At 47.3% G+C, this 24,442-nt stretch carries 24 protein-coding genes; 17 read left to right on the top strand and 7 right to left on the bottom strand.

Features of this window, described 5'->3' with window-relative positions; all coding sequences use genetic code 11:
• The first annotated feature begins 11 nt into the window (after positions 1-11).
• The gene (locus AC4IE7_RS10905) at positions 12-824 is read left to right on the top strand and encodes a hypothetical protein (protein ID WP_490776868.1); all 813 of its coding nucleotides are present in this window, start codon (positions 12-14) and stop codon (positions 822-824) included.
• 124 nt (positions 825-948) lie between these two features.
• Positions 949-1,275 carry a c-type cytochrome gene (locus AC4IE7_RS10910; protein ID WP_490776869.1) on the top strand — a complete coding sequence of 109 codons (327 nt, stop codon included), beginning with the start codon at positions 949-951 and terminating at the stop codon, positions 1,273-1,275.
• A gap of 41 nt (positions 1,276-1,316) precedes the next feature.
• Here the strand turns inward: AC4IE7_RS10910 and AC4IE7_RS10915 are convergent, their stop codons facing one another.
• Positions 1,317-1,775 (bottom strand): hypothetical protein, encoded by a 459-nt coding sequence (locus AC4IE7_RS10915; protein ID WP_490776870.1) that lies wholly within the window; start codon positions 1,773-1,775, stop codon positions 1,317-1,319.
• Between the two features lie 37 nt (positions 1,776-1,812).
• Between AC4IE7_RS10915 and AC4IE7_RS10920 the strand changes: the two genes are divergently transcribed.
• Both AC4IE7_RS10920 and AC4IE7_RS10925 read left to right on the top strand, forming a co-directional pair.
• Positions 1,813-2,184, top strand: a complete 372-nt coding sequence (locus AC4IE7_RS10920) for a hypothetical protein (protein WP_490776871.1) — start codon at positions 1,813-1,815, stop codon at positions 2,182-2,184.
• A gap of 42 nt (positions 2,185-2,226) precedes the next feature.
• Positions 2,227-2,559: a c-type cytochrome gene (locus AC4IE7_RS10925; RefSeq protein ID WP_490776872.1), complete on the top strand. Its 333-nt coding sequence runs from the start codon at positions 2,227-2,229 to the stop codon at positions 2,557-2,559.
• 6 nt (positions 2,560-2,565) lie between these two features.
• Here the strand turns inward: AC4IE7_RS10925 and AC4IE7_RS10930 are convergent, their stop codons facing one another.
• Positions 2,566-3,933 carry a sigma-54-dependent transcriptional regulator gene (locus AC4IE7_RS10930; protein ID WP_490776873.1) on the bottom strand — a complete coding sequence of 456 codons (1,368 nt, stop codon included), beginning with the start codon at positions 3,931-3,933 and terminating at the stop codon, positions 2,566-2,568.
• Positions 3,934-5,784, bottom strand: a complete 1,851-nt coding sequence (locus tag AC4IE7_RS10935; protein WP_490776874.1) for an ATP-binding protein — start codon at positions 5,782-5,784, stop codon at positions 3,934-3,936.
• Positions 5,785-5,996: 212 nt separating this feature from the next.
• Here AC4IE7_RS10935 and AC4IE7_RS10940 point away from each other — a divergent pair, with 212 nt between their 5' ends.
• The 9 genes from AC4IE7_RS10940 (at position 5,997) to AC4IE7_RS10980 (ending at position 16,381) form a co-directional block, all read left to right on the top strand.
• Entirely contained in the window at positions 5,997-6,773 is a 777-nt protein-coding gene (locus tag AC4IE7_RS10940; protein WP_490776875.1) for a hypothetical protein, read from the top strand.
• A gap of 456 nt (positions 6,774-7,229) precedes the next feature.
• Positions 7,230-7,514, top strand: a complete 285-nt coding sequence (locus AC4IE7_RS10945; protein ID WP_490776876.1) for a hypothetical protein — start codon at positions 7,230-7,232, stop codon at positions 7,512-7,514.
• A gap of 104 nt (positions 7,515-7,618) precedes the next feature.
• Positions 7,619-8,566 carry a hypothetical protein gene (locus AC4IE7_RS10950; protein ID WP_490776877.1) on the top strand — a complete coding sequence of 316 codons (948 nt, stop codon included), beginning with the start codon at positions 7,619-7,621 and terminating at the stop codon, positions 8,564-8,566.
• 120 nt (positions 8,567-8,686) lie between these two features.
• Positions 8,687-9,478 (top strand): hypothetical protein, encoded by a 792-nt coding sequence (locus AC4IE7_RS10955; RefSeq protein ID WP_490776878.1) that lies wholly within the window; start codon positions 8,687-8,689, stop codon positions 9,476-9,478.
• Between the two features lie 25 nt (positions 9,479-9,503).
• On the top strand, positions 9,504-12,068 hold the full coding sequence (locus AC4IE7_RS10960; protein ID WP_490776879.1) for a molybdopterin-dependent oxidoreductase: 2,565 nt from the start codon (positions 9,504-9,506) through the stop codon (positions 12,066-12,068).
• A gap of 17 nt (positions 12,069-12,085) precedes the next feature.
• Entirely contained in the window at positions 12,086-12,751 is a 666-nt protein-coding gene (locus AC4IE7_RS10965) for a 4Fe-4S dicluster domain-containing protein (protein WP_490776880.1), read from the top strand.
• On the top strand, positions 12,751-13,524 hold the full coding sequence (locus AC4IE7_RS10970; protein ID WP_490776881.1) for a TorD/DmsD family molecular chaperone: 774 nt from the start codon (positions 12,751-12,753) through the stop codon (positions 13,522-13,524). Before AC4IE7_RS10965 ends, AC4IE7_RS10970 begins: the two co-directional genes overlap by 1 nt.
• A 42-nt stretch (positions 13,525-13,566) precedes the next feature.
• Positions 13,567-14,634, top strand: a complete 1,068-nt coding sequence (locus tag AC4IE7_RS10975) for a 4Fe-4S binding protein (protein ID WP_490776882.1) — start codon at positions 13,567-13,569, stop codon at positions 14,632-14,634.
• Positions 14,635-14,785: 151 nt separating this feature from the next.
• Positions 14,786-16,381 (top strand): thioredoxin-like domain-containing protein, encoded by a 1,596-nt coding sequence (locus AC4IE7_RS10980; protein WP_490776883.1) that lies wholly within the window; start codon positions 14,786-14,788, stop codon positions 16,379-16,381.
• Positions 16,382-16,599: 218 nt separating this feature from the next.
• Here the strand turns inward: AC4IE7_RS10980 and AC4IE7_RS10985 are convergent, their stop codons facing one another.
• On the bottom strand, positions 16,600-16,830 hold the full coding sequence (locus AC4IE7_RS10985) for a hypothetical protein (RefSeq protein ID WP_490776884.1): 231 nt from the start codon (positions 16,828-16,830) through the stop codon (positions 16,600-16,602).
• Positions 16,831-17,334: 504 nt separating this feature from the next.
• Between AC4IE7_RS10985 and AC4IE7_RS10990 the strand changes: the two genes are divergently transcribed.
• From AC4IE7_RS10990 to AC4IE7_RS11005, 4 genes are all read left to right on the top strand, one after another.
• A complete protein-coding gene (locus AC4IE7_RS10990) occupies positions 17,335-18,450 on the top strand; it encodes an aminotransferase class V-fold PLP-dependent enzyme (RefSeq protein WP_490776885.1) in 1,116 nt (371 codons plus the stop codon).
• Between the two features lie 200 nt (positions 18,451-18,650).
• The gene (locus AC4IE7_RS10995) at positions 18,651-18,962 is read left to right on the top strand and encodes a hypothetical protein (protein WP_490776886.1); all 312 of its coding nucleotides are present in this window, start codon (positions 18,651-18,653) and stop codon (positions 18,960-18,962) included.
• A gap of 135 nt (positions 18,963-19,097) precedes the next feature.
• A complete protein-coding gene (hypE, locus tag AC4IE7_RS11000; RefSeq protein ID WP_490776887.1) occupies positions 19,098-20,111 on the top strand; it encodes a hydrogenase expression/formation protein HypE in 1,014 nt (337 codons plus the stop codon).
• A 295-nt stretch (positions 20,112-20,406) separates the two neighbouring features.
• A complete protein-coding gene (locus AC4IE7_RS11005) occupies positions 20,407-21,408 on the top strand; it encodes a Rossmann-like domain-containing protein (RefSeq protein ID WP_490776888.1) in 1,002 nt (333 codons plus the stop codon).
• Positions 21,409-21,443: 35 nt separating this feature from the next.
• Here AC4IE7_RS11005 and AC4IE7_RS11010 read toward each other — a convergent pair whose 3' ends face one another.
• The 3 genes from AC4IE7_RS11010 to rluC are packed head-to-tail and all read right to left on the bottom strand — an operon-like array spanning position 21,444 to position 24,104.
• Positions 21,444-22,433: a S49 family peptidase gene (locus AC4IE7_RS11010; protein ID WP_490776889.1), complete on the bottom strand. Its 990-nt coding sequence runs from the start codon at positions 22,431-22,433 to the stop codon at positions 21,444-21,446.
• Positions 22,434-22,468: 35 nt separating this feature from the next.
• Entirely contained in the window at positions 22,469-23,146 is a 678-nt protein-coding gene (locus AC4IE7_RS11015; RefSeq protein WP_490776890.1) for an HAD-IA family hydrolase, read from the bottom strand.
• Between the two features lies 1 nt (position 23,147).
• Positions 23,148-24,104 (bottom strand): 23S rRNA pseudouridine(955/2504/2580) synthase RluC, encoded by a 957-nt coding sequence (gene rluC, locus AC4IE7_RS11020; protein ID WP_490776891.1) that lies wholly within the window; start codon positions 24,102-24,104, stop codon positions 23,148-23,150.
• Positions 24,105-24,442 lie beyond the last annotated feature (338 nt).

The following is a 24,442-nucleotide window of genomic DNA, read 5'->3' on the forward strand; positions in this document are numbered from 1 at the left end:
GGAGAATAACCATGACATGCTATCGAAATCATCGGCCACTCATTGGTTTATGTCTGCTGCTTTTTCTATTCGCCAGACCATTAATCGGCACAGAGAATCAGACTGGCGAAGAGTGTTTCGAAAGTCGGGATGGCATGTCTCAGGTTAAGGTTCGGCAAATCAGCCCTGAGCGGGTGAATGTTAAATGTTCATCTACAACCGGGGGTGTGCTCTGGTGGGATGACCCATTCGCAGAGACCATTCCCATGGGGGATATGGAGATCGAAGCGGACTACTCCAATGAAGAGGCAGTGGTGAGACCCCGTGAACCACAGCTCGACAGAAACAAACTACTGACAATCTGTAGCATGGCCTGCCATGATGGCAGTTATGTACCGATTCCCCACACTAAGAATGCACGTCCGCTGAAGATGCATCTGGACACGGTACCAGATGCCATGAATCTCAAACATGGCAAGGGAAACATCTGGTGTCTTGATTGTCACCATCTGGTAGACAGAACCAAACTGATTGACAATTTTGGTTACTCAATCAGTTTCAACCAGCCCCAGAAGCTGTGTGGCAAATGTCATGGACAGGTCTATCGTTCCTGGCGAAACAGCATCCACGGCAAGCGTATCGGTATGTGGGACAAGGGGGGGAAAAAACGTTGGTGGGTCTGTACTGAATGCCATAATCCTCATGATGTTGAACAGGAAAACAGAAACTCAGGTTTTGCCCAACTGCGTCCTGAGCCAGCACCAAACCTGCCCAAGGGAATGGCCAATGCGGATCATGAAAGAATGCTCCATGGTGCAAACCTGGACGAGGCAGATCATGAGTGATGTCGCAGGCTGCAACTGCATGACCATTTAACACTAGGGTAGATCTTATGGTATCAAAAAAAGAGTGCCCTGCTCCTCAAGTCCATATGGGGATTATATGCAGTTTACTATTGGAAATATTGTCATGATAAGTCAAATCAGATTGATCAGTGTAACTCTATCTATTCTCTTCTCTATGTTACCGGTCAGAGTAGAGGCACTGGATGCGGCAGCGCTATATCATGAACGAACCTGTATTGCCTGTCACGGAGCTTATGGCAAGCAGCCGGTGATGGATGAGTATCCAAAATTAGCTGGACAAGCTGAGGCCTATCTACTGGCGCAAATGAAGGATATCAAGAGCGGATCGAGATCAAACGCTCATTCTGTCGCCATGAAAAATGTCATGCATCTGATCAGCGATGAAGAGATTGCTGTGTTGTCTAAATGGCTTGCGTCATTACCTGAATGATTGTTTTATCTAAACAGCACCAATGGTTGCAATCATTGGAATCAGTTGCTCCTGATGCTATCAACCAAAGCTGCAATCCGTTCATAGTAGGTTTCACGGTTCATACCGAGGATAGTGGCACCGAATATTTCTGCATCATTGGCTGTGGCGAGGTCACCATAGTTGACCAGCACCAACTGATAGAGAATAAGCAAAGGAAGATCGTCGTGTCGATTTTCAAAATAGTTATGCACCATGATGGTATAACCATCTTCGGGGTTCTCCGAGACCGGCTCTGTTCTGGCAAACATACCGGGCTCTATACCCTCGGAGACAAACATAAGCTTTACCGGGTAGCGAACGGACTTTCGATCCTCGAGCATATCAAGCACACTCTGGTAGTCAATTACCCTATCATAGCGCTCACGTATCTCTTCTGCCTTTTCCCGGGCATGCAGCGAGACAGCGCTGTGAACAACCTTCCCTGCTCTTTTTTTGACCTTGGGTTTCTGATCTGTCATGACAATCTCACATTAGCTTTTCCAATAAGGATAACGCATGGCTGAGTACAGACTGAAGTTTAGCGAAGATCCCATTGAGGAATCCAGACATCGCACCATGGATGAGATCCATCAGTTCATCCGCCTGATGGATGGAAAACCATTGGCAGTGGTAACCCTTGATGACAAACAGAGCGACCTATGGGACTCAGAGGAAGAGGTGGACTATCAGGATCAGTATGGACAACAAATCGTCAACCAAGTTTCAGATGGCACCACTGAAACGTTGCTCATCAGAAACAGCAACGGACTCCCGCTGGCATTGGGAGTAATCAACCATACTCATGGATGGCAGGGTATAGGCATAGATAAACGTCTTCGCTTTGAAGTCGCCAGAATGTTTCAAGCCGATGAAACAGAGTTTGATTGAGTGTAGAAGTACCACAGATTGTAATTAACCTAAGAGGTTGATATGAGAAAATCAAAGCATATTGATAGATTCATCTATCTCCTCATCGCCACAATTGCGATATCCAGCGCTTATGCGGAAAATGCAGACAACGATAGTGCCAGTCTCTACCTTGCGAAAGCGTGCGCAGGCTGTCACGGGATGGATGGCCGCACACCGACAACGCCTTACTACCCAATCATTGCAGGGCAAAATGAAGCTTACCTTTATAATCAGTTGAGAGACATGAAGAACGGTAGCCGATCAAACAGCATGTCGAGTGTGATGAAAGGCATCATGAGCGCACTCAGCGAGAATGAGATGCGTACTATTGCAGCTTGGCTTGCCAAGCAGTAGCGGTAATCAACTTGCTTTGTAATTACTCTCGTCTAACTCGTAACGCTTAATCATACGATAGATACTGCGTTCACTGATACCCATAGCTTCAGCAACTTTGCCCCGGCGTCCTGAGTATTTTTTTAGTTGATAGGATAAATAGTGTGCTTCCAGCTCTTCCAAGGAAGGATCGTGGTCAAAACTCAGGGTCACTACCCCTTCACTCTTCCCAAGCACACGGCTAAATGAAAAATGCTCTGGTTTGATGGTCTGCCGATCGCCAGAGATAATGATTGCCCGTTCGATTATGTTCTTTAACTCTCTGATGTTACCTGGCCAGTCGTAAGCGACCAGTGAACGAACCGCAGCTGAAGAGAGCCTCTTGCTGACGCGGGTTGAAAAAGAGTGATTATTTACGAAATACTCTGCCAACTCATGAATATCGTCACGCCTGTCCCGTAATGGTGGTATGACGATATTAAATGCGTTGAGTCTGAAAAACAGATCGGAACGAAAGCCACCTTCAGACGACATGGTCTCCAGATCCCGGTTAGTGGCTGCGACAATTCTGACATTCGCCGTCAGATCCTTGGTGCTGCCCAACCTCCGGTACTGTCCAGTTTCGAGCACACGTAAAAGTTTGGCCTGACCACTACTGTTGATTTCCCCAATCTCATCAAGAAACAGAGTGCCGCCCTCTGCCCCTTCGATCAAGCCTTTCTTCTGTTTATCAGCACCTGTAAAAGCACCCTTCTCGTGCCCAAACAACTCGGATTCAAAAAGGTTTTCCTGCAGTGTACAGCAGTCAACAGCAACATAGTTCTGCTCTTTTCGATGACTGTGCCCATGCAGGGCTCGCGCCACCAACTCCTTACCTGAACCACTCTCACCCTGAATCAACACAGTAATATCATTAGGCGCCACGACACCGATCGTCTGTTTTAGTTGAGCCATCGCTGTACTATTTCCCACCAGGGAAGAGTTGCGCTGAATGCTCTGCTCCAACTGTCTTTTGCAGAACATATGGTCTCTGCGTAAGGCAGCATTATCGAGCGCCCTTTCAACAGTAATTGTCAATGTGTCGAGGCTGACAGGTTTTACAATATAATCCACTGCGCCCGCTTTTATAGCACTTACAGCATCGCGCACAGAACCAAATGCAGTCAAAACGATTACAGGATAATTAACTGACAAACCCCCGATATACTCAAGACTATTGGCATCAGGCAGGCGTGCATCGGTGATAATCAAGGATGGTTCATACTTTTCCAGGTAGTCCGTTACACTGCCCCAACGACTCAGACCTTCCACCTCATAATCTAATTTTGATAGGTGTTTTACCATGAGGCTTCTAAGCGTATCGTCATCCTCTACTACAACCAATTTGGATTTCATCTATTCCTCCAGTTCATTCTGGGCATTCGGTAGTACTATGGTAAACACACTGCCAACAGAAACTTCACTGGACACATCAATAGTCCCACCATACTTTTCTATAATCGCCATACTGATTGACAGACCTAAACCTGTCCCTTTTACATCGTCGGCGCGGCGCGAGAAAAACGGATCGAAAATATAGGGGAGATCTTTGGGTCGAATACCCGCACCAGTATCAGAAAAAACCATCCGGACTTTATCCTCATCGACCGAACAGGAAACGGTTAAAATGCCGCCACCAGGCATCGCATGAAATGCATTCTGCGACAGATTGAGGGCTACCATTCTGATTTCACTGTCAGAGGCCAGGACACGGGGCACCTCATGTTCATAATTCTCTTCAATTGTGATATTCGACTGATCAGCCTGCCATCTGATCAGCGTAAGTGTATCATGCAGCGCACTCGCGACATCGACCAGTTCCAGGTATTCCTGGGGCAATGCGCCGAGCTTCAACAACTTGCCGGTGATTTCAATACAGGTACTGATCTGATCGTCTATCAGTTCGAAATTATGCTTTATCTCTTCAGTGTAGTTGTTACGGATAACAATCTCGTTCTTAGCGGCATCCATAGCCAATTTAAGTGAAGCCAGCGGATTGTGAATCTCATGGGCGACGCCGGTGGCCAGACGCCCCAATTCAGAGAGTTTCTGTTCCTGGGAAAATTTAATTGTTTTTTCAAGATCTCGAATCGATTCAACAATGAGGGTCTTTGTCTGTCTGCCTTGTATAGTCGTTATGGGCGCCGCAAAAATCTCGGCTTCGAAGGTAGTGTGATCCAGACGGTGGTGTTGATGCATCACCTTGATCGGTTTTTTATTTCGTAACACTTCATGAATCGGGCACGTGATCAGGGTCGGTGGACAGGGCTTGGTTGCATTGTGCGTAACCCCGTAACAGGTGGCACCGACCTCCGCCATATCCTCCAGCAAGTGTTGTTCGCAATAGGCTTTGTTGACTAGTAAGACCCTGAAATTATCATCAATAATCCTGATGCCGTCAGGTATGGCGTCAACCAGGGCCTGCAGGAACCCCCTCTGTTCCTCCAATTCCAGCAGTTTCTCCTGTAGTCGCTCAGTCATCAGATCGAAGGTATTTCCAAGTCGGCTTAGTTCATCAGACCCCTGCATGGAAACCCGGGTTTGTAAATTTCCAGCGCTCAACTCCTGACTTGCATTTGTGAGCTGTTTGACAGGCCTGAGAATATTACTATTTACGAACCACCAACCTCCTGCCAGGTTGAGAATCACGATCAGGAATCCTGCGCTCATCAGCATCAAGGTGGTATTGCTTACTTTGTTCCTAAGTGGTGTGGCATCGTAGTCGACATAGAGAATACCGTTGATCGGGTGCTGTTCTGCCTGACCATGACACTCTTTACAGAGAGGTTTGTTGTGTACCGGATTGATACTGCGCAGCAGCTCTTGTTGCGCTTCATTCTGCACAAAACGGGTTGTTTGTATTTTGCCCTGATAGGGATTTTTCAGCTTTTTGCCAAAGTCCCCATCGTCACTGCTGAAGCGGATCTCACCAGCCGGATTAGTTATGAAAACCCTGACTATACCCTCTTGTTCACCAAGCTTCTTCACCATCTCGCTCAAGCCGGGAAGGTCTCGTTTGAGCATGGCATTTTCCAAGGATACCTGCAGCAGTTTGTTGACCTGGTTGGCGGTATCCGCCCTTGCCACCTCCAGCTCCGACTGGTAGAGCGGGATGTAGAGTAATAGAAAGACAAGGGTGCTTAAAGCGAGACCTGATGTGGTACCCAGGATAAATTTTCTGTTCAGGCTGTCTCTTATCCAGTTCATCTCTTGTAACAACTCAGTTGCTCAGGATCAGATGGTCTAACTGAAATTGTAATAGTAAATAAAATATTTTTTTCTGACAATTTGTCATGTTCATGCGATGAATCCAATGATCATTTCGTAAATAAAAACTTGCTTTTCTGCTTTTGGCTTATGTTTTGCTCATAAATTGGGAATCCGATCACCTTACCCCCCCAATTGCAGGAGAGCCACAAATGAGAAACAACAACAACTCTTCCGATCTCCACCACACTGCTCAAGTATTGTGGTTCCTTTTATGGTTACCGATTATGGGCTTAGCGGAACCGGTCAATCCACTTGGGGAGTCATTACGTGAATCCTTGATCCAGCAGGGATGGCAAGAATACACCGCGACAGATGGCAGTATTATCTACCGTCAACCTAAAAAAGAAGCTGCTACTGACATTCAGTCAGTAGTTCCTGAAGCATCCGGGATGCACAAGTTCAAGGATGCTTTGCAAGGTGGAGGATGGCAAGTCGAGTGGGATGCAAACAACACTTTAATTTTGATTCCGCAAACAACACAGGCAGCATCCGAAATCACGCAACAGCCAATACTGACCTCAACCAGTGATTCACTTCAAACAACCGGGGAGTTGCCGAGTGACCTTTCCGGCTTTGATTACTGGCATATTGAACGGGATCAACAGGGGGCGCTACTGTTTCATCCCGTGGATTTATCCCACCTAAAACAGCAACCTGCAGAAGATAGCAATGAGACTCAATTGGAGTGCCGAATTAATCATTTTCAATTGACCAGCAGCTCACTGCCTGTGGATACTTGGTCTGAAGCGCAGGATATTGCAAAGCAATGGCTCAACAACTCTGGTACAGAGGGACTTCAAGTCGGTCGCATCCGCAAGATAAACCGCATCTATCTGGTTAGTATTGTTGGAGATTCGGCACCCTATCCACTAAAGCACCAACTGGCTATCCGTGTTTCAGATGCTGGTGTGGTACTGATTGAGTAGTGATCGTTTAGACATAAACTCAATCAAATTTATCACTATCAACAACACAACCGGGGAGTGAAGGAATATTGTTACCCTTCCACTCCCCGTTTTCTTTCAGGCGACAAACATCTGATCGATGATGTATGACGAAATGTCAGTCATAGGATATTTCCTCGTCAGGAATAAATTCAATTTGTATATATTCTCTAACTAAATGAAAAATAATATTTAAACTCTCTTTTAAACTCATCCCTACTTTTTTTTCATGTGCAAGCTGTTTGGATCGAAGCCTTAGAGCATGACAAATCGTCAGATTAACTGATTAAACGATAAATCATGAAATCAGCCAAAATCTTTAAAAAACCCTTATAAATCAATACAAAAAATCTCAAACCAAAGCTCTGGCATAGCGCTTGCGTTGTAACTCGTACCAACCCGTACTGATAACAATGACGAATGGAGGAGGGTTTTGGAATGCGGTTGTTAACTACTGCCAGCACTGGTCTATTCGTATTGCTTCCGTTACAGCTCATGGCTGGCTATCCCATAGCTGGTGTAGAGCCTTCAAAGCGTCCAATGAATGCACCGGTCATGAAACCTGTTTCGCGTGATAAGGCTTGGTATCAATCAGCCTTGACTGGTATTCAACAACCATATCCCAGGAGTCTCTACTTCCTTGACAACCAAGGTAACTGGTACACACCTTTCATCCGCCCAGGGATGAGAGGTCCATACGATATTCGACAATGGCATCAGTAGTGTTGGAATTAATTAGAACCAATCTCAATTGATGGTACGACTACAAAGCAGTTAACGGTTCTAAATAAAAGTATAAATATTTATTACAACTAGAGGCGAAAATCATGAAAATTATTCGAATGCCAAACTTGAAAGGAGTGATCAAAGCGATGGGGATGGTCGTAGCACTTGCTGTTGCCCCACTCGCTAGCGCAGGCATGTCAGGAATGAGCGGCATGGATGGGATGTCCGGTATGGGTGGCATGTCCGGTATGAGTGGCATGGGTGGCATGGGTGGCATGTCCGGTATGAGTGGTATGGGTGGCATGTCCGGTATGAGTGGTATGGGTGGCATGTCCGGTATGAGTGGCATGGGTGGCATGTCCGGTATGAGTGGCATGGGTGGCATGTCCGGTTACTTCCAGATTACTCCCCAGGGACAGATCTTTTTCTATCCAGCTAGTGGTATGTCCGGTATGTCCGGTATGTCCGGTATGTCCGGTATGTCCGGTATGTCCGGTATGGGCGGCATGTCCGGTATGAGCGGCATGGGTGGCATGGGTGGCATGTCCGGTATGAGCGGAATGTCCGGCATGTCCGGTATGGGCGGCATGTCCGGTATGGGTGGCATGAGCGGCATGGGTGGCCAGTGGGTTTGGATGCCTTCAGGTATGTCCGGCATGGGCGGTATGAGTGGTATGTCAGGCATGGGTGGCATGAGCGGTATGTCAGGCATGGGTGGCATGAGCGGTATGTCAGGCATGGGCGGCATGAGCGGTATGTCAGGCATGGGCGGAATGAGCGGTATGTCCGGCATGGGCGGAATGAGCGGTATGTCAGGTATGGGCGGCATGTCCGGTTACTTCAAGATCACCCCTCAGGGACAGATCTTCTTCTACCCGGCTAGCGGTATGTCCGGTATGTCCGGTATGGGTGGCATGAGCGGCATGTCCGGTATGGGTGGCATGAGTGGCATGTCAGGCATGGGTGGCATGAGCGGTATGTCCGGTATGGGTGGCATGAGCGGTATGTCAGGTATGGATGGCATGTCAGGCATGAGTGGTTGGCGTTAATTGACTATAGGTTTCTGGAATATCCAGTAATACCACTTTCTAGAGCGCAGGGACGCGCTCAAATCCAAAAAAACTTCCCAACTTCATATTTCTATTAGGGCATCAGCTGAGGAAGATGTAATGATTTTATCTATCAGGACCTTTATTCCGCTGTTATTGTCGATGCTGCTATCGACCGATCTGGTTTTAGCCCGTGACCTTGGTCCTGAGGATTATGAACGATCACGCTGGCACTCCATCCATTTCAAACCTGATATAGATAATGCGACAGATGAACAGTGTGTCAGCTGTCATCAAGAGATTCTAGAGAGGAAGGTGCTGGCTCAGGCACCGGCAGGCAACACCTCGACTGAGGCATTGGCTTGGTATCAAACTCTATCAACCTATGAAGGTGAACAGGAGACATTTCATCGCCGCCATCTGGTGACACCGCTGGCAATGGAGTTGATGGACTTGAAATGTAATACCTGCCATCAGGGCAACGATTTAAGAGAAGAGGCGGTGAACCCGCCAGACCATAGCAATCGTGATATATCACTCCGCAAGTCGGTCAATCCTGACATTTGTCTGATGTGCCACGGTGCCAATGCCTACGATCTTATGGGCCTTCCTGCTCCCTGGACGGAGTCACGCAAGAACTTTCAAAACAACTGTCTTCTTTGTCACTCCTATATCCGCACTGAGCGGCACCAGGTCAACTATTTGAAAGCCGAGGCCATCGAGGCTGCAGGCAAAGCGAATTCAGATGTCTGTTATGGCTGTCATGGGGGGCGTCAATGGTATCGCATCGCCTACCCCTACCCCCGGCATCCCTGGAAAAGTATGTCGAGCGTCACCCCAGAATGGGCCAAAGATAGACCAACCGAATCGGAACCCAGGTTCCGTAAAGAGATCCAGCAGGCTGCAAACTAGCAACAGCTGACAGTGCGAGGTACGGATGAGTATAAAAAAACTAACCCAGAGTCTGAATGAACGTTTGAATCTCTCCCGGCGTTCATTCCTGAAATCCGCAGCAGTGGGTAGCGCATCTTTGGCTGCCGGAGGTTTGGTGGAAATGAAGACCGCCAAGGAGGCCAAGGCATTTGCCTACGAACCTTATCCAACAGACGATCAACTCGAAACGGTGGTAACCAGTTGCGCCCATAATTGTGGCTCACGGCATATGTTGGTCGCTCATAAGTGGAAAGATGTGATAGTGCGCCTTTCCACAGACGATGGTCGTTACCAGCGGAATGGCCATTTCGGTAAGGACGATAACGAAGAGCCGCAACTGCGGGCCTGCCTGCGTGGACGCTCCTATCGGCAACGACTCTATTCAGCTGAACGCCTGCTCTACCCAATGATGCGGGTTGGCAAACGGGGTGAAGGTAAATTCAAGCGTATCTCATGGGATGAAGCCCTGACATATGTGGCCAGTAAAATGGTTGAAATCAAAGATACCTACGGTCCGACTGCGCTAGTGGATCAGAGTTATGCCGGAGCCTCCTATGGGGTACTGCATAAATCGGATCAGATCGAGGGTCTGCTGGGTCGCTTCCTGGGAATGTTTGGCTGTCGCACCAGCTCATGGTCGGTGCCCTCATACCAGGGAACCACCTTCAGCTCGCGCATGACCTTCGGTACCATTGAAGATGGTAATGAGGATGATACCTTCGCCCATTCGAAGCTGATGATCATGTGGGGCTGGAATCCTGCCTACACCTTCCATGGCGGCAATACCTTCATGTATATGCGCATGGCTAAACAACGTGGATGTAAGTTTGTTTTGATCGACCCGCAATACACCGACTCTGCAGCCGCGTACGATGCCTGGTGGATTCCCATTCGTCCCAATACGGATGCAGCGATGATGGCGGGCATGGCCCACTATATCTTCACCAGCAACCTGCATGACCAGGAGTTTATCAACAAGTTCTGCCAAGGTATGGATGCCGGAACCATGCCTGATTGGGCCAAGGACAAGGAGAACTTTAAGGACTATATCCTGGGTAAATATGATAATGAGCCAAAAACCCCGGAGTGGGCTTCGAAAATCTGCGGTGTATCGGCCAAAGACATTATCAAACTGGCCGATATGTATGCCCGTACCAAACCGGCTGCTCTTAAGGCATCCTGGGCACCAGGCCGAAACGCTTATGGTGAGCAGTACAACCGCATGGCCGCAGCCCTGCAGGCGATGACTGGCAATATCGGCATCCTGGGGGGGTGCGCTGAAGGTGTTGGCAAGGCCTGGCATGCGGAAGCAGTGGCCTACCCCTATGATCAATACTCAAATATCTGGTTCCAGTCCATCAAGTCTGATCGTTGGGCACACTGTGTCCTAAACTATCCGAATGTAAAAAGAGAAGAGATTGGGCTATGGCCGCGTCAGGACAAAACAGACGGGCAGATCCCCAATATCAAAGGCATATTCTGGCAGGGATCTGATTGGTTCAATCAGCTAACCAATATCAATAAAGAGATTGAGGCGATCAACAAGATGGAGCTTGTGGTCTGCATGGATTCGACAATCACTCCATCAGGATTATATGCAGATATCCTGCTACCCATAGCAACGCACTTTGAACGGCATGATGTGGCGCTACCCTGGTATAAAGGCCACTACTATATTCATCGCCCCAAGGTCATAGAGCCCATGGGAGAGTCAAAATCCGATTTCCAGGTTTTCACTGAACTAGCCTACCGGATCGGCGGTGATGTCTTCGGTCAGGCCTTCAACCCAAAAGCAAACCGGGACTACTTTCATACTAATGACAATGTGGATGAAGCCTATCTCAAGGAGTGGTGGGAACAGAAAGTGATGGCTCACCAGCATGTGGATATGTCCTGGGATGAATTCAAACAACGAGGCGTCTACAAATTTAAACTCGACCAACCGCACGTTGCCTTCAGGGAACAAATAGAGAACGGGAAAGCGTTCCAGACCCCTTCCGGCAAAATTGAAATCCTGGCCTCACAACTGGCACAGATCACCGACTGGAAAACAACCATGTATGGCTATGAGATTCCCTATATACCTAAGTGGATCGAGCCATGGGAGTCACTGAACAGTCCTAAGACCAGTGAATATCCATTTCATCTGATCTCGCCCCACCCTCGTTGGCGTACCCACTCCATATTCAATAACTGCAGTTGGCTGCGCGAGACCTATGAACAGGAAGTGACGCTGAATGCCGCAGATGCAAAAAAACTCGGTATCAGAACTGGCGATACAGTTGAGATCTGGAATAAGCGTGGCCGGGTCGTGGTGCCGACCTATGTCACAGAGCGCTGTATGCCAGGGGTGGCGGTACTGCATGAGGGAGTATGGATCGACCTGGATGAGGAGGGTGTCGACCGGGCTGGCAATCCAGATATGTTAACCCTGGATGAGCCGAGTCCTGCCGGAGCTTTCGCCTACAACACTGTATTGTGCAATATCAAGAAAACGGATCTGGAGCATCGGCCTGGCTGGGACCAACAGGCCACATCACGAGCTCATGTCTTTAGGCGTGATCTTTAATCCTGGAGGTTAGATCAATGACAAGTAAAAAAGATAAGTCCAGGATTAAAGCTGCAGTAAAGCGACGCAAGCGTGAGACCTACACACCGGTAGTGCCTGATAAGCAGCTGGGATTCGTTCATAACAATGTTGACTGTATCGGCTGCCGGGCCTGTGAAATCGCCTGTAAAGATAAGAATGGACTGGCTGCTGGCCCCAGATTCAGACGGGTTCAATACATCGAGGGTGGTAAGTATCCGGATGTCTATGCCTATAAGGTCAACATGTCCTGTAACCATTGCGAATCACCCGCCTGTCTACCCACCTGCCCCACTGGGGCGATTTTCAAAAGACAAGTGGATGGCATAGTCGATATCGACTCCACCTTATGTATCGGCTGCCGGCGTTGTGAAGCGGCCTGTCCTTATGGTGCACCACAGTTTGATCCTGGGGATAACATCGTTAAAAAATGCAATATGTGTGTTGACGAGATCGAAGCGGGCCGCAAACCTTATTGTGTCATGGCTTGCATGATGCGGGTGTTGGATATTGGCTCCATCGATGAAATCTGGAGAGGCAGTTTAGAGACGATTGCTGTCGGTCCAGCAGATAAAATTTCAAAACAAGTAAAGAACATGGCCGACATTGAGTTAACTAAACCCTCCATCGGTTTTGTGGCGCACAGCAAAGGAAAGGTTAAATAATGAATCTGTCAGTTGATCAGAACGAAGACTCAAATCAAGCGCAGATAAAGAGCTTTATGCAAGCTATCGCTGATGACCTGCTAATGCTGACCCGCTTGCACATCAAGGAACCGGATGCGGAATTGCTTGAGATATTGGTGAATCATGAATTTCCCAAGACAATGGGCCTGAAACTTGTCAGTGAAGATGGTGAAAAGGCATCTCACTTTATGTGCCAGATGATTGAAACTTTGCCATCATCATTCGATGATGAGTTTCTCGATCTGCTGGCGGCGGATTATGCAGACATCTATCTGAATCATAGTCTGCAGGCATCGCCGTTGGAATCAGTATGGATCGATGAAGAGAAGCTGACCTGTCAAGAGAGTATGTTTCAGGTACGAGCCTGGTACGAAAATTATGGTCTGAAAGCGGAAAACTGGCGCATCCGACCGGATGATGACTTGGTCTTGCAACTTCAGTTCATCTCTCATCTATTTTCCATTGCTGATTCCGTCCAAGAATTAGAGGATATTGCCCGTTTTATGGATGAGCATCTGCTGCGCTGGCTTAGTCAATTTTCAACACGTGTTGCTCATCGGTCTGCGACACCCTATTTTTCAGCTGTCGCTCTTTTGACAGGGGCTTATTGTGAAGAGTTAAGGGATCTCATGGCCACGATCACCAACCAGCCCAGGCCATCAGAGGAAGAGATCGCTGAGAGAATGAAGTCTGGTTCGGTGAGCCAAGAGGTAACGCTGAGTTATATGCCAGGCATGGGGCCGGCAGTATAGGTTTTTTTATGATCACTCGAAAACAATATATCTCTTAGACTCATGAGACCTCTAAAAGATCTAATCAATAGGATACGACAAGAAGAGAGATTACCGGTTATAAACCCGGACCGTTGTGTGCACTCCCTGGTAGAAGTCGCCAGTTGTTCCGCTTGTGTGGATGTTTGTCCCGCACAAGCTTGGAGCCTGGATGATGAAGCATTACAGTTCGATGCGTCACTTTGTAATGGCTGTGGTCTCTGTGTACCGGTCTGCCCGGAGAGTGCTGTCACAGTCCAATATGAGATCCTCATCGGTGATTTGGGAGAGGGAAAGATTGCACTCTGTGCCTGTGAACAAACTGGGATGGAGGATAACCAAGGCGTTTTACCCTGTATCAACCTAATTGGTTTGAGCGACATACTTAAACTCTATCGTCAAGGTCATCTGCATTGGGTGAGCGCAACCGGTAGTTGTCCTGAGTGCCCGCATGGTAGCAGCACAACCCTCTTTGAACGGATTCAAGAGATCAATAGTGCACTTGTTGAGGAAGAACTCCCGCTCATTGAATATCACAAATTGAGTTTCAAGCAATGGCGACGTGTCCAATCCCGAATGGATGTAAATCCCGTAACGTCAAATCTCAGCAGACGGTCATTCTTACGAGATGTGATGGGCAGCGGCGTCGAAACCGCTTCCACCCTCTTCAAACTGAATGAACAAGCTGCGAATGTTTTTCCTTCACCGGGTGAACTGCTGCCTAATGGGAAAAAATCATCAACCTGGCCCTACGTACCACAAATCAACAGCAACCGATGTGATGGTTGTGATGCCTGTGTCAAAACATGTCCTCATAATGCTATTGCACTCATTACTGAGCCAAACAAAACATTTTATGAAATCAGACCTGAGGCCTGTACAGCATGTGCAATTTGCCGGGATATATGTGAGAAAGAAGCCATCACTATCTTAAAGTGGTCGAGGATGCCGCAAAAGAGTCTGACCCTAAATACCTTTACTTGCACAAGATGTGGCAACATTGCACACCCCCCTTCAGAAGCCCCCCAACAACTTTGCAGAATATGTGCTCAAGTCAACCATCACAGTAACCTTTATCAGGTAATGGATTAATAGAACCTATGCGGTAAATTGGGCGACCCTCAGAGCCACGATAGGCGATGAAATATAACATTTTCGTAACAATTGCTTTGTTGATACAGACAATGCAGTTTTCCTATGCTCTACTTGAAATCAAGTTCGAGAAGTCTGGAAACATAATACTATGACCAACTGGCACAAATCTGCTTGTATTGTTCTTTGTTTAAAGTTTTCCCTACTCTTGATGGCAGCACTGATCACCGCCAGCTGCTCATCTGAAACACCAGAGTCTGAACAAAAACCTGTCACCCCCAGTAAAACCATCGATAAGCAAAGTGAGTTTGCTCCGGGATTACCGTGGCTGAACGTTGAGCGTCCACTGACACTGAATGACCTGCTGGGCAAGGTTGTTATTCTGGATTTCTGGACATATGGCTGTATCAACTGCATCCATGTACTGGCTGATTTAAAAAAACTGGAAGAGAAATATGGCCATCAATTGTTGGTGATTGGCGTGCATACACCAAAATTTGATAACGAAAAAAACCTGCAAACCTTAAGGAAAATCGTGATTCGATACGGCGTCGACCATCCTGTAGTCAATGATGTGAATGGATTACTCGGAAGATATTATGGCATGCGTGCCTGGCCTACGCGGGTGATAATCGACCCTGAGGGTGAAGTACTCGGCAATGTGGTAGGAGAAGGTCGATATGATCAGATCGACAAAAAAATATCTGAGCTACTAGAGCAACACAGGCCAGCTATTGATCCTTCCCCCATACCAATGAGGCTTGAGCGGGAGGGAGATGATGACACACTCTTGTCAGCGCCGGGAAAAATCGCTGTATCAAAAGAGCATATAGCCATTAGCGATACCCTCAACAATCGTATAATTGTCACCGATCATAATGGCAAAATCGAGCACATCATTGGATCTGGTGCTGTTGGTCGCCGGGACGGCAGTTTTACTAATGCCAGCTTCAGCTCCCCGCAAGGAGTGGCTTTTGTTAACAATGATATTTATGTTGCGGATACCGGAAACCATTTACTCAGACTGATAAACCTAGATAAAAACAGAGTCAGCACCATCGCAGGTAACGGCTCTCTGGAACGAAAACGTAGCGGTCAATATCAAGCCACATCTATCGGTATGGCCTCGCCTTGGGCACTCGCTTTATTGGATGACAGGCTGTTTATTGCCATGGCCGGTAGCCACCAGATCTGGGTTTATAACATCAACAACAAGCAACTTGGCGTATTTGCCGGATCAGGACGCGAGGGTATTGTGGACGGCGATGCGGAGCAGGCCACATTCAGTCAACCAAGTGGGCTGAACATCCACGACAATTGGTTGTACATTGCGGATTCTGAAGCCTCCGCAGTTCGACGAATTCATCTGCAGAAAAAAGTGGTAGAAACTTTGGTGGGTAGCGGATTATTCGATTTTGGAGACAGGGATGGCAATCTGAAAAGTGCCAAGTTACAACATGCACTTGGTATATCAGTGAAAGATGAGACGTCGATTTATCTCGCTGACACCTATAACCACAAACTCAAAAAGCTCGATCTTGAGTCATCAACTGTGGAATCGCTAATTGGTGATGGCAAACCGGGCTTTTTAAGTACTGTAGATGGCCAACTTCAGTTAAACGAGCCAGGAGGATTGACCCTGTATGAGAACAGGCTCTATATCACAGACACCAATAATGATCGTATTGTTATCTATGACATTGAAAGCGGAAAACCGACACTCCTGGATATAATACCTAATGAGTAATACGGACTGAACAATCAATCCTACGACCCATCAGGTTAGAACCAGGATCTATGCATCAGTAAAATCCAACCCTTTTTATCGGATTGAATCCAAACTACTACAGACTATAGGAAGGGAGCAGCAGAAAAATGGGAAACCATTAATCCTTTTTATTGGGACGGCTTCCCTTCCTAACCATGCACAGCGCAATTGCGAATGGTCTATTTAGTCGAAATTCCTTATCGGATGCAGTCTTTCAAACTGACTCCAGGAATCAACGAAATCACGACAGTCGCAAGGATGATCACTGGACTGATCAACACTAATCCCAATGCGATAGGCTGGATGAGTAATAGATTGATGTCGTTGGCCAGTAGGTGAGCTGTCACTTCAAGTAACATACCACCAATTAGAAAAATGCCCGCCACAGAGACGATACGACGCAGATACTTACAATTTAAAAATGACATAGTACACCTCACTACTCGCGTATTAGTCACAACTAACATAATGCCGTTTAAATAGCTTTCTAGCACTGACAATCCTCAATCTGCACTATAAGCCTGACAAACCAATAATGTTCCTTCCTATCCTTGTTGTCGGCAATATTAATAGTTTCTAAAGTATTAAACTAGTCGTAAATACAATAATTTACATTTCATGAAGTAACCAGAAACCGTGATAAAACATTAACACTCTGTTTTTATTGTATTTTTTGCATAATTAGCAGCCTAATCACAACTATGATCCTATTTTTGAGGGAGCCATATATTGAATTAAGAACGCCTTATCAACCTCTATCAAGAGGATTGGAGGCTGCAAGCCCCTCCCCTTTCTGCTAATAATCTCTCGATGCATTCCAAAGTGGTGTCTCATCCGGGATCTTCGTTCAGATCTGCACGCGACCAAGATAAGGGACGAGCCAGCGATTTTGTTCCTATTCTTTTCGAAATTGGCGAAATTAGAGGACAACCATGTCAGATTTCTCGCTAGACCCAGATATTATCTACCTGAATCATGCTGCCGTAGCCCCCTGGCCTACCTGCTCCGTTGAAGAGGTAGTGGCGTTTGCCCATCAAAATGGCACCTACGGCTCTCAAAACTACCTCCAATGGTTGGCAAAGGAGGATGAATTACGCACTCTACTGGCCCAGTTGATCAATGCCCCCTCTAAGGATGAGATCGCCCTGCTGAAAAGCACCTCGGAAGGTCTCTCCTTTGTTGCTTATGGGCTGGACTGGCAGGTGGGCGACAACATTGTGTCAGTTGCTCAGGAATTCCCATCCAATCGCATTGTCTGGGAGTCTCTGCAGAGCCGTGGGGTTGAGTTACGCCTGCTAGATTTGGAGAGCAGCAAGCAACCTGAAGAGGCGTTGCTAGCGCTTTGTGATGAACGTACGCGGCTGATCTCCGTCAGTTCAATTCAATACGCGAATGGGCGAAAGACAGATTTGAATACTATTGGCGACTACTGTCGCTCGAAAGATATCCTGTTTGTCGTCGATGCCATCCAAAGCCTGGGCGCATCTCCTTTTGATGTAGTGCAATGCAAGGCCGATATTGTTGTTGCTGATGGGCACAAGTGGATGTTGGGCCCCGAAGGGCTTGCACTCTTCTATTGCCGGGAATCGATTCGGCAGAGACTCAAACTGAATGAGTATGGCTGGCATATGGTCGAGGCAATGGGTGACTTTGATCAGAAAGAGTGGCAGCCTGCAGATAGCGCTCGCCGTTTCGAATGTGGCAGTCCGAATATGCTAGGTGTTCACGCTCTGCATGCCAGTCTGACACTGCTGCTTGATCAGGGTATTGAATCTGTCTCCTCCAGGATTGAGGAATTGACTCAATTTATAATCGATCAAATCGATCTACTCGGTTTTCAGCTACTCACACCCAGAGCCCGGGAAATGCGCGGCGGAATTATTACTTTCTTTGTGCCTGACCAGGATAATCAACTCCTCTATCAGGCACTTATGGAGCAACGGGTGATGTGCGCCTATCGGGGAGGAGGCATCCGCTTTTCCCCGCATTTCCACAACACAGAAACACAGATTATGGAAGCCTTCAATCGCCTCAAATGCCTACTGTAGTGAGGTTATATTAATAGTTGGTAATTTTATGATTCAAATCAACATTTTTTTCTCTTTCTGATTTATATTATTAGTCAGGTCCAGGAAGTCATATCAGTAGTCTTGAACCTCTTTTACCGATGAAATTTCATGTTGAGGTTTTGACGCCCTGAGTCCTCCTAAAAAACATAACAGATGAGTTAAGTTGGAGAGAATTTGCCATGAAAAAAACCTTAAAATCCGCTGTGATTGCAGCTATCGCCGGTTCCGCCCTGCTTGCCACACTTCCCGCGCAGGCATTCTGGGGCCCTTTTGATTGGTTTGATGATGATGACTACTACGGTGGTCCTTGGGGCGGCGGTCCCTGGGGCTATCCTGGTTATGGCTACGGCTACCCTGGTTATGGGTATGGTTATCCGGGTTATGGCTATCCTGGCTATGGTTACGGCTATCCGGGAGCTTATCCTGGTTATGGTTATGGATACCCCTATGCTGCACCCGCTGCGCCAGCACCTGCAACACCATCAGAATAATAAGCAATCACTACGATAAAAACTCCCCGCTGTCATGGCGGGGTTTTTTATCTGCTATCATTTCAAGGCCTAAACAAAGATACTGCTTCCTGGCACCCCCTGCCCTTCGTTTTTTTATCTGATTTGACTGACTCTATGAATCTACCTGATAGACATATTTCTCTCGCCCACGGCAATGGCGGCCGATTGATGCGTGAACTGATAGAGATGCTGTTCGCCCGGTATCTTAAAAATCCTAACTTGGACGTCCAGGCCGATGCAGTCAAACTACCCATTGATAGGATGGGAGATCTAATGTTCACCACTGATGGTTTTACTGTACAACCACTAGAGTTTCCAGGTGGCAATATTGGGTCTTTAGCGGTACATGGCACTACCAATGATCTTGCAGTATCAGGTGCCATACCAAAATATCTCAGTCTTAATGCATTTATCGAAGAGGGTTTCGAGGTTGAGGCCCTGGAACGTATCATTCAAGGCATTGCCAGCGCAGCTAAAGCCATCGACGTAGCCGTGGTTGCAGGTGATACCAAGGTGGTACGGCGAGGCGAAGGTGGTGGTGTCTATCTAGCCACTACCGGCATTGGCATCAAAGCACCCGAGATCAACTTAGGGATCTCAAATATTCAAGCCGGTGATCGTATTCTTGTGAGCGGGCCTGTTGGTGACCATGGTATTGCGGTAATGCTGGCGCGTGAGCAGTTTGGTTTAAGTGGGGCGTTGATGTCCGATGCGGCAAGTGTTCTGCCCTTCACTCAACAATTACTGGATCTACCAGGCTTGCGATTTATGCGCGACCCTACCCGAGGGGGGCTGGCAACTGTTGCTCATGAATTGAGCCGAGGAACTGGTCTTCGAATCAACCTTGATCAATTGGCCATTCCTGTGCGGGATCAGGTGGTTTCCGTATGCGAAATGCTTGGGTATGACCCGCTATTTCTGGCGTGCGAAGGGAGAGTCGTGGCTGTGGTCGCTGCAGATGAGGCAGAACAGGCCCTCAGCAGATGGCGTAAACTGCCTGACGGAGAACTAGCGGCAATCATTGGTGAAACAGAGGCAAATGACCCTTATGTGGTTTTGCATACTGAATTGGGCGGATCGAGAATTCTTGATGAGCTTGAAGATGACCCTTTGCCAAGAATCTGCTGAAACATTCCAGTGATGCAAACCAACATCTATGATTATCCGTTTTAGTTTTTTAACCCGGCAACTAAATACCTGTGTAAAGCGCTTATGGGTGGTGTACAGTTAGGACCTGTTAACACTCAATTGTATGAAAACAGACAAATCAGCTATTTCTCTTTTAATCTTTTCAATGAGTTAGTTTTGGATTGATAATTGCAATGGATTCAATCTCTATAAGCTGTTTGAGTTGTTGAATCACTCATATTATTTCAAGTAGCCAAATCTATTAAGCAGGTGGAACGATTTGAAAGAAGATTCCATGAATAGTCATGATCCATGGCTCGTCTACCAGATGTTGCTCAATCAACTATCTGACAGCGGAGAGGTAAAAGAGGTACTGATTGGCCTTACCTGGACATTGGCCAGAGGATCATCTTCACTAGGGCTGGCAATGAGTCCGGGCACAATGACCAGAGTCCTTCCCTGGTCTGGCACCCTTAGGGGTCAAGATCTTCAACAGCTGGCTACCTGGGTGAAATCATGGAACCCCTATGAAGCCACTGTCGGTATGGCCTGTATCAATGCAGTTCTCAATAACCAGAACAGTCTTGCCGAAAGTGCCACACCACTATTTCCTACCGGCCCGGCCAATCTGAGTGTCTTTGAGTATTTCAGACCCAGACTATCAGGCAAAAAAGTAGTGGTCATTGGTCGATATCCTGGAATTGAGACTCTTGAAAGTGATGATATCGAGTTGATTATCCTGGAGCGAAATAGCACAGAAAATGACCTGCCAGACCCAGCAGCTGAGTATGTTCTCAGGGATGCGGACTGGGTATTTCTAAGTGCTACCACATTGATCAATAAGACCTTTCCACGTTTGGCAGAGTTATCTGCAAAAGCGAAAATGGTACTGATGGGTCCAACCACACCCTGGGTCCGGGAGCTGGCTGATTTTGGTATAGACTACCTGGCCGGGGTACAGGTAGTTGATTCAGATTATCTCAGGCAAACAGTCAGCGAGGGTGGTGGAACCCGTATTTTTGAAACGGGTGTTCGATATGCCGTGGCAGATTTATGCAGTGATGAATTAACCCGCTTGAAAGATGCTATCGGCTCAGTGGTCTCCCAAAGAGAGCAGCTCAAGAGTGATATGGAAGCTTGGTATCAGCGTAACTCTCAATCCTACCCTCAGAAAAAGTTACTTCTGGAATTGGATCAACATCTCTCAGTACTGGATACACGCTATAAAAAACACTGGGATGCCTGGCAAAACCCCACCGACCTCAAGAACATAGCCATGAAGTCGGCGGAGGAATAAGCATCGAATCGTTTGCTTATAGGGAATAGCTTGGGTCAGCGGATTGTAACGCCTTCACCCAATCCGCTGATGTTCGCAAAAAATGAGGCAGCGCCAGCACCAAGATTACGCGCCAGACGATCCCAAACCTCCTCCTTGTGGGTGAAATCAACAATCTCTTTAGCACCGATAATCTCTCTTGCGACGTAGCTGCTACTGCCGAACTCATCAATCAGGCCTAGCTTCAAGGCTTCTTCACCGCTCCAGAAGAGACCACTGAAGAGCTCTGGATGCTCATCAACTTTGAGTCGATCACCCCTACCCTCTTTTACAGTCTCGATAAACTGTTGATGCAACTGATCGAGCATCTGTTTCACATGGCCTACCTCTGACTCTATGAGTGGAGAGAAAGGATCAAGAAGGCCTTTGTTTTCACCTGCAGTTAACAGACGCCTTTCAACACCCAGCTCTTGCATAGCATCAACAAAGCCAAATCCATTGATCAGTACACCTATGGAGCCAACAATACTGCCTTCATCTGCATAGATTTTATCTGCAGCAGCTGCAATGTAGTAGCCGCCGGAAGCACAGATATCAGAAACAACGGCATATAGCGGTATATCGGGGTGCTTCTCTTTCAAACGCACTATCTCTCGATTGATATATCTTGACTGAACCGGGCTTCCACCCGGGGTATTCATGCGCAGAATGATGCCTTTGGTTTTTTTGTCTTCATAGGCATCACGCAGCGCAGTTACCACCTTATCTGCGCTGGCTTTTGTTTCTGATGAGATGAGACCTTTCACATTGATCAATGCTGTGTGTTCTGAGGCTGAAATATCATCAACATGCAGCTTATCTGCCCATAAAAACATACCCAGAATGATAAACAGATAGGCAAATGTAAGTAGTTTGAAAAAGATACCCCAGCGTCGACTTCGCCGATTTTCTGCGACTGTTGCCATCACCATACGATTGAGTAAATCTCTTTCCCACTGAGTGGGCTCGGATTGATTTCTCTGTTCCTCTTGACTCTTATCTGACATTAAAATAGTCCCACAAATAATTGAAATATATGATTTTATATATTGGAAGAAGAAGTTTTTTCTAGATATGAATCCAACCAGTCAGGTATCTCTGTTATGCGATCGACGCAAGCAAGGGGAGCGTGTTTGCGCAATCGCTCTGGAGTATGTACACCATAGGTAACACCCAATGAGGGCATACCGGCATTGAGCGCCATTTCAAGATCGTACTCGGTATCACCGATCATCAATGCCTGGTCGGGATAGGCGCCACTGACCTCAAGAATCTGGTTAAGCATTTCTGGATGGGGTTTAGAGAAAGTCTCATCAGCGCATCGGGTAAAGTGGAAAAACCTCTCCAATCCAGTTGTCTTCAGGGCATGATCCAACCCCTGACGCCCTTTACCTGTCGCTACGGCCAACATATATCCCCTAGCAGCGAGGTTTTCAAGTGTCTCACGCGCCCCTTCAAAGAGTTGGGAGGGCGCTTCACTGCCACTGAAAAAGTGTACCCGATAACGTGCTGCAATCTGTAGATGCAGTTGATCATCACTTTCAGGAAACAGCTGATGCACCGCCTCGCGTAATCCGAGACCAATGATATTACTGATCGCTTCACGCTCAGGAACCGGCATCTCAAGATCCCGTACCGCTGCCTCGACACAGGCTACAATACGGGCTTCTGAATCCATTAAAGTTCCATCCCAATCAAATACTAACAAGCTAAATTTCATATTAACTCTTAAGTCTATTTAAAACCTGATCCAACTCTTCGGGTAGTGGCGCTTCAATCACCATATCCCGTTTTTCGCCTGGCCAGCGCAGGCTGATTTTATAGGCGTGCAGAAACAGTCGCTTCAGACCTTTCTCTTTCATTGCCCTATTGCTGGCTGTATCACCATACTTCTGATCACCAAGAACCGGCGAACCCAGCCAGGCAGTATGGACTCGAATTTGATGAGTGCGCCCGGTAATCAGCTCTGCCTCGACCAAGGTCGCCTCTGAATAGCGCTGCAGGCGCTTGAAGCAAGTCCGTGAAGGTTTTCCTTCTGCATCGACACGAACCACCCGCTCACCACCCTGTAAGGTATTCTTTTTCAGTGGCATATCGACGACTTGTACGCCTTTGCGCCAACTTCCCGCAAGCAGAGTAAGATACCGCTTATCGACCCGGTTTTCCCGAATCAGTTCATGTAAAGTTCGTAATGCACTGCGTCGTTTACTGATCAGCAGACAGCCAGAGGTATCCCTATCCAGTCGATGCACCAGCTCAAGGTGCTTCTCTTCAGGACGGATTTGGCGAAATATCTCAATCAATCCAAGATTGACACCGCTGCCACCGTGAACAGCAAGCCCCGATGGTTTATTGACTACAAGAAATCGATCATCCTCAAATACAACCGCCTGACTGAGAAGATTTTTAAGGGATTCTGATACCTTGTTTTCCTGCTCTGACGGAGTAGGCAGCCTCACAGGGGGAATTCTAATCGTATCTCCCGTATTGAGTTTATAGTGGGCTTTTATCCTGCCTTTATTGACCCTCACCTCCCCTTTTCTCAAAATACGGTAGATGTAGCTTTTCGGAGCCCCTTTGAGATGTCGAAACAAAAAGTTATCAATTCTTTGCCCGGCAAACTCCTCACTGATGTCAATGAACGTGACTTTTAGAGAATTCTTTTTTGATTCTGACATTTAGCGCCGATTTAATTGCATTGTAAGATTGATGTTCCGGGTGAAGGTTGCTATATTCAGCTTAGTTTTTCAGGCGCCGGCTTGCATACGAACCTCTGTAGCAGCCGACGTCAGTGCGGTAAGTAATCCGTGTTGCAGCCCGATTTTTCGTTTTGGCGCAGCCCGTATTACCAGCCAAGCGCACAGGTGCCGTTGGGACCTAGCTCTTAATCTGAACCCTCACAGCCGCGCCAGAGCAACTATCGAGTGTCAGTCCGTCTTAATTCGGAACTGGCTTTGGTGACATGTACCGGGCCAAATGAACACCCATAATGCACTCTCTGCTCTGAGCGCCTTGA

This window comes from Candidatus Thiodiazotropha sp. AKAK3 (genome assembly GCF_058244645.1).

Excerpts from the sequence above, each read along its gene's own strand:
- AC4IE7_RS10950 (WP_490776877.1), top strand. The coding sequence starts at position 7,619 with ATGAAAATTATTCGAATGCCAAACTTGAAAGGAGTGATCAAAGCGATG.
- AC4IE7_RS10915 (WP_490776870.1), bottom strand. The coding sequence starts at position 1,775 with ATGACAGATCAGAAACCCAAGGTCAAAAAAAGAGCAGGGAAGGTTGTT.
- AC4IE7_RS10980 (WP_490776883.1), top strand. The coding sequence starts at position 14,786 with ATGACCAACTGGCACAAATCTGCTTGTATTGTTCTTTGTTTAAAGTTT.
- AC4IE7_RS10995 (WP_490776886.1), top strand. The coding sequence starts at position 18,651 with ATGAAAAAAACCTTAAAATCCGCTGTGATTGCAGCTATCGCCGGTTCC.
- AC4IE7_RS10975 (WP_490776882.1), top strand. The coding sequence starts at position 13,567 with ATGAGACCTCTAAAAGATCTAATCAATAGGATACGACAAGAAGAGAGA.
- hypE (WP_490776887.1), top strand. The coding sequence starts at position 19,098 with ATGAATCTACCTGATAGACATATTTCTCTCGCCCACGGCAATGGCGGC.
- AC4IE7_RS10930 (WP_490776873.1), bottom strand. The coding sequence starts at position 3,933 with ATGAAATCCAAATTGGTTGTAGTAGAGGATGACGATACGCTTAGAAGC.
- AC4IE7_RS10935 (WP_490776874.1), bottom strand. The coding sequence starts at position 5,784 with ATGAACTGGATAAGAGACAGCCTGAACAGAAAATTTATCCTGGGTACC.
- AC4IE7_RS10940 (WP_490776875.1), top strand. The coding sequence starts at position 5,997 with ATGAGAAACAACAACAACTCTTCCGATCTCCACCACACTGCTCAAGTA.
- rluC (WP_490776891.1), bottom strand. The coding sequence starts at position 24,104 with ATGTCAGAATCAAAAAAGAATTCTCTAAAAGTCACGTTCATTGACATC.
- AC4IE7_RS10925 (WP_490776872.1), top strand. The coding sequence starts at position 2,227 with ATGAGAAAATCAAAGCATATTGATAGATTCATCTATCTCCTCATCGCC.
- AC4IE7_RS10985 (WP_490776884.1), bottom strand. The coding sequence starts at position 16,830 with ATGTCATTTTTAAATTGTAAGTATCTGCGTCGTATCGTCTCTGTGGCG.
- AC4IE7_RS11015 (WP_490776890.1), bottom strand. The coding sequence starts at position 23,146 with ATGAAATTTAGCTTGTTAGTATTTGATTGGGATGGAACTTTAATGGAT.
- AC4IE7_RS11005 (WP_490776888.1), top strand. The coding sequence starts at position 20,407 with ATGAATAGTCATGATCCATGGCTCGTCTACCAGATGTTGCTCAATCAA.
- AC4IE7_RS10990 (WP_490776885.1), top strand. The coding sequence starts at position 17,335 with ATGTCAGATTTCTCGCTAGACCCAGATATTATCTACCTGAATCATGCT.
- AC4IE7_RS10910 (WP_490776869.1), top strand. The coding sequence starts at position 949 with ATGATAAGTCAAATCAGATTGATCAGTGTAACTCTATCTATTCTCTTC.
- AC4IE7_RS10965 (WP_490776880.1), top strand. The coding sequence starts at position 12,086 with ATGACAAGTAAAAAAGATAAGTCCAGGATTAAAGCTGCAGTAAAGCGA.
- AC4IE7_RS10955 (WP_490776878.1), top strand. The coding sequence starts at position 8,687 with ATGATTTTATCTATCAGGACCTTTATTCCGCTGTTATTGTCGATGCTG.
- AC4IE7_RS11010 (WP_490776889.1), bottom strand. The coding sequence starts at position 22,433 with ATGTCAGATAAGAGTCAAGAGGAACAGAGAAATCAATCCGAGCCCACT.
- AC4IE7_RS10905 (WP_490776868.1), top strand. The coding sequence starts at position 12 with ATGACATGCTATCGAAATCATCGGCCACTCATTGGTTTATGTCTGCTG.
- AC4IE7_RS10920 (WP_490776871.1), top strand. The coding sequence starts at position 1,813 with ATGGCTGAGTACAGACTGAAGTTTAGCGAAGATCCCATTGAGGAATCC.
- AC4IE7_RS10945 (WP_490776876.1), top strand. The coding sequence starts at position 7,230 with ATGCGGTTGTTAACTACTGCCAGCACTGGTCTATTCGTATTGCTTCCG.
- AC4IE7_RS10960 (WP_490776879.1), top strand. The coding sequence starts at position 9,504 with ATGAGTATAAAAAAACTAACCCAGAGTCTGAATGAACGTTTGAATCTC.
- AC4IE7_RS10970 (WP_490776881.1), top strand. The coding sequence starts at position 12,751 with ATGAATCTGTCAGTTGATCAGAACGAAGACTCAAATCAAGCGCAGATA.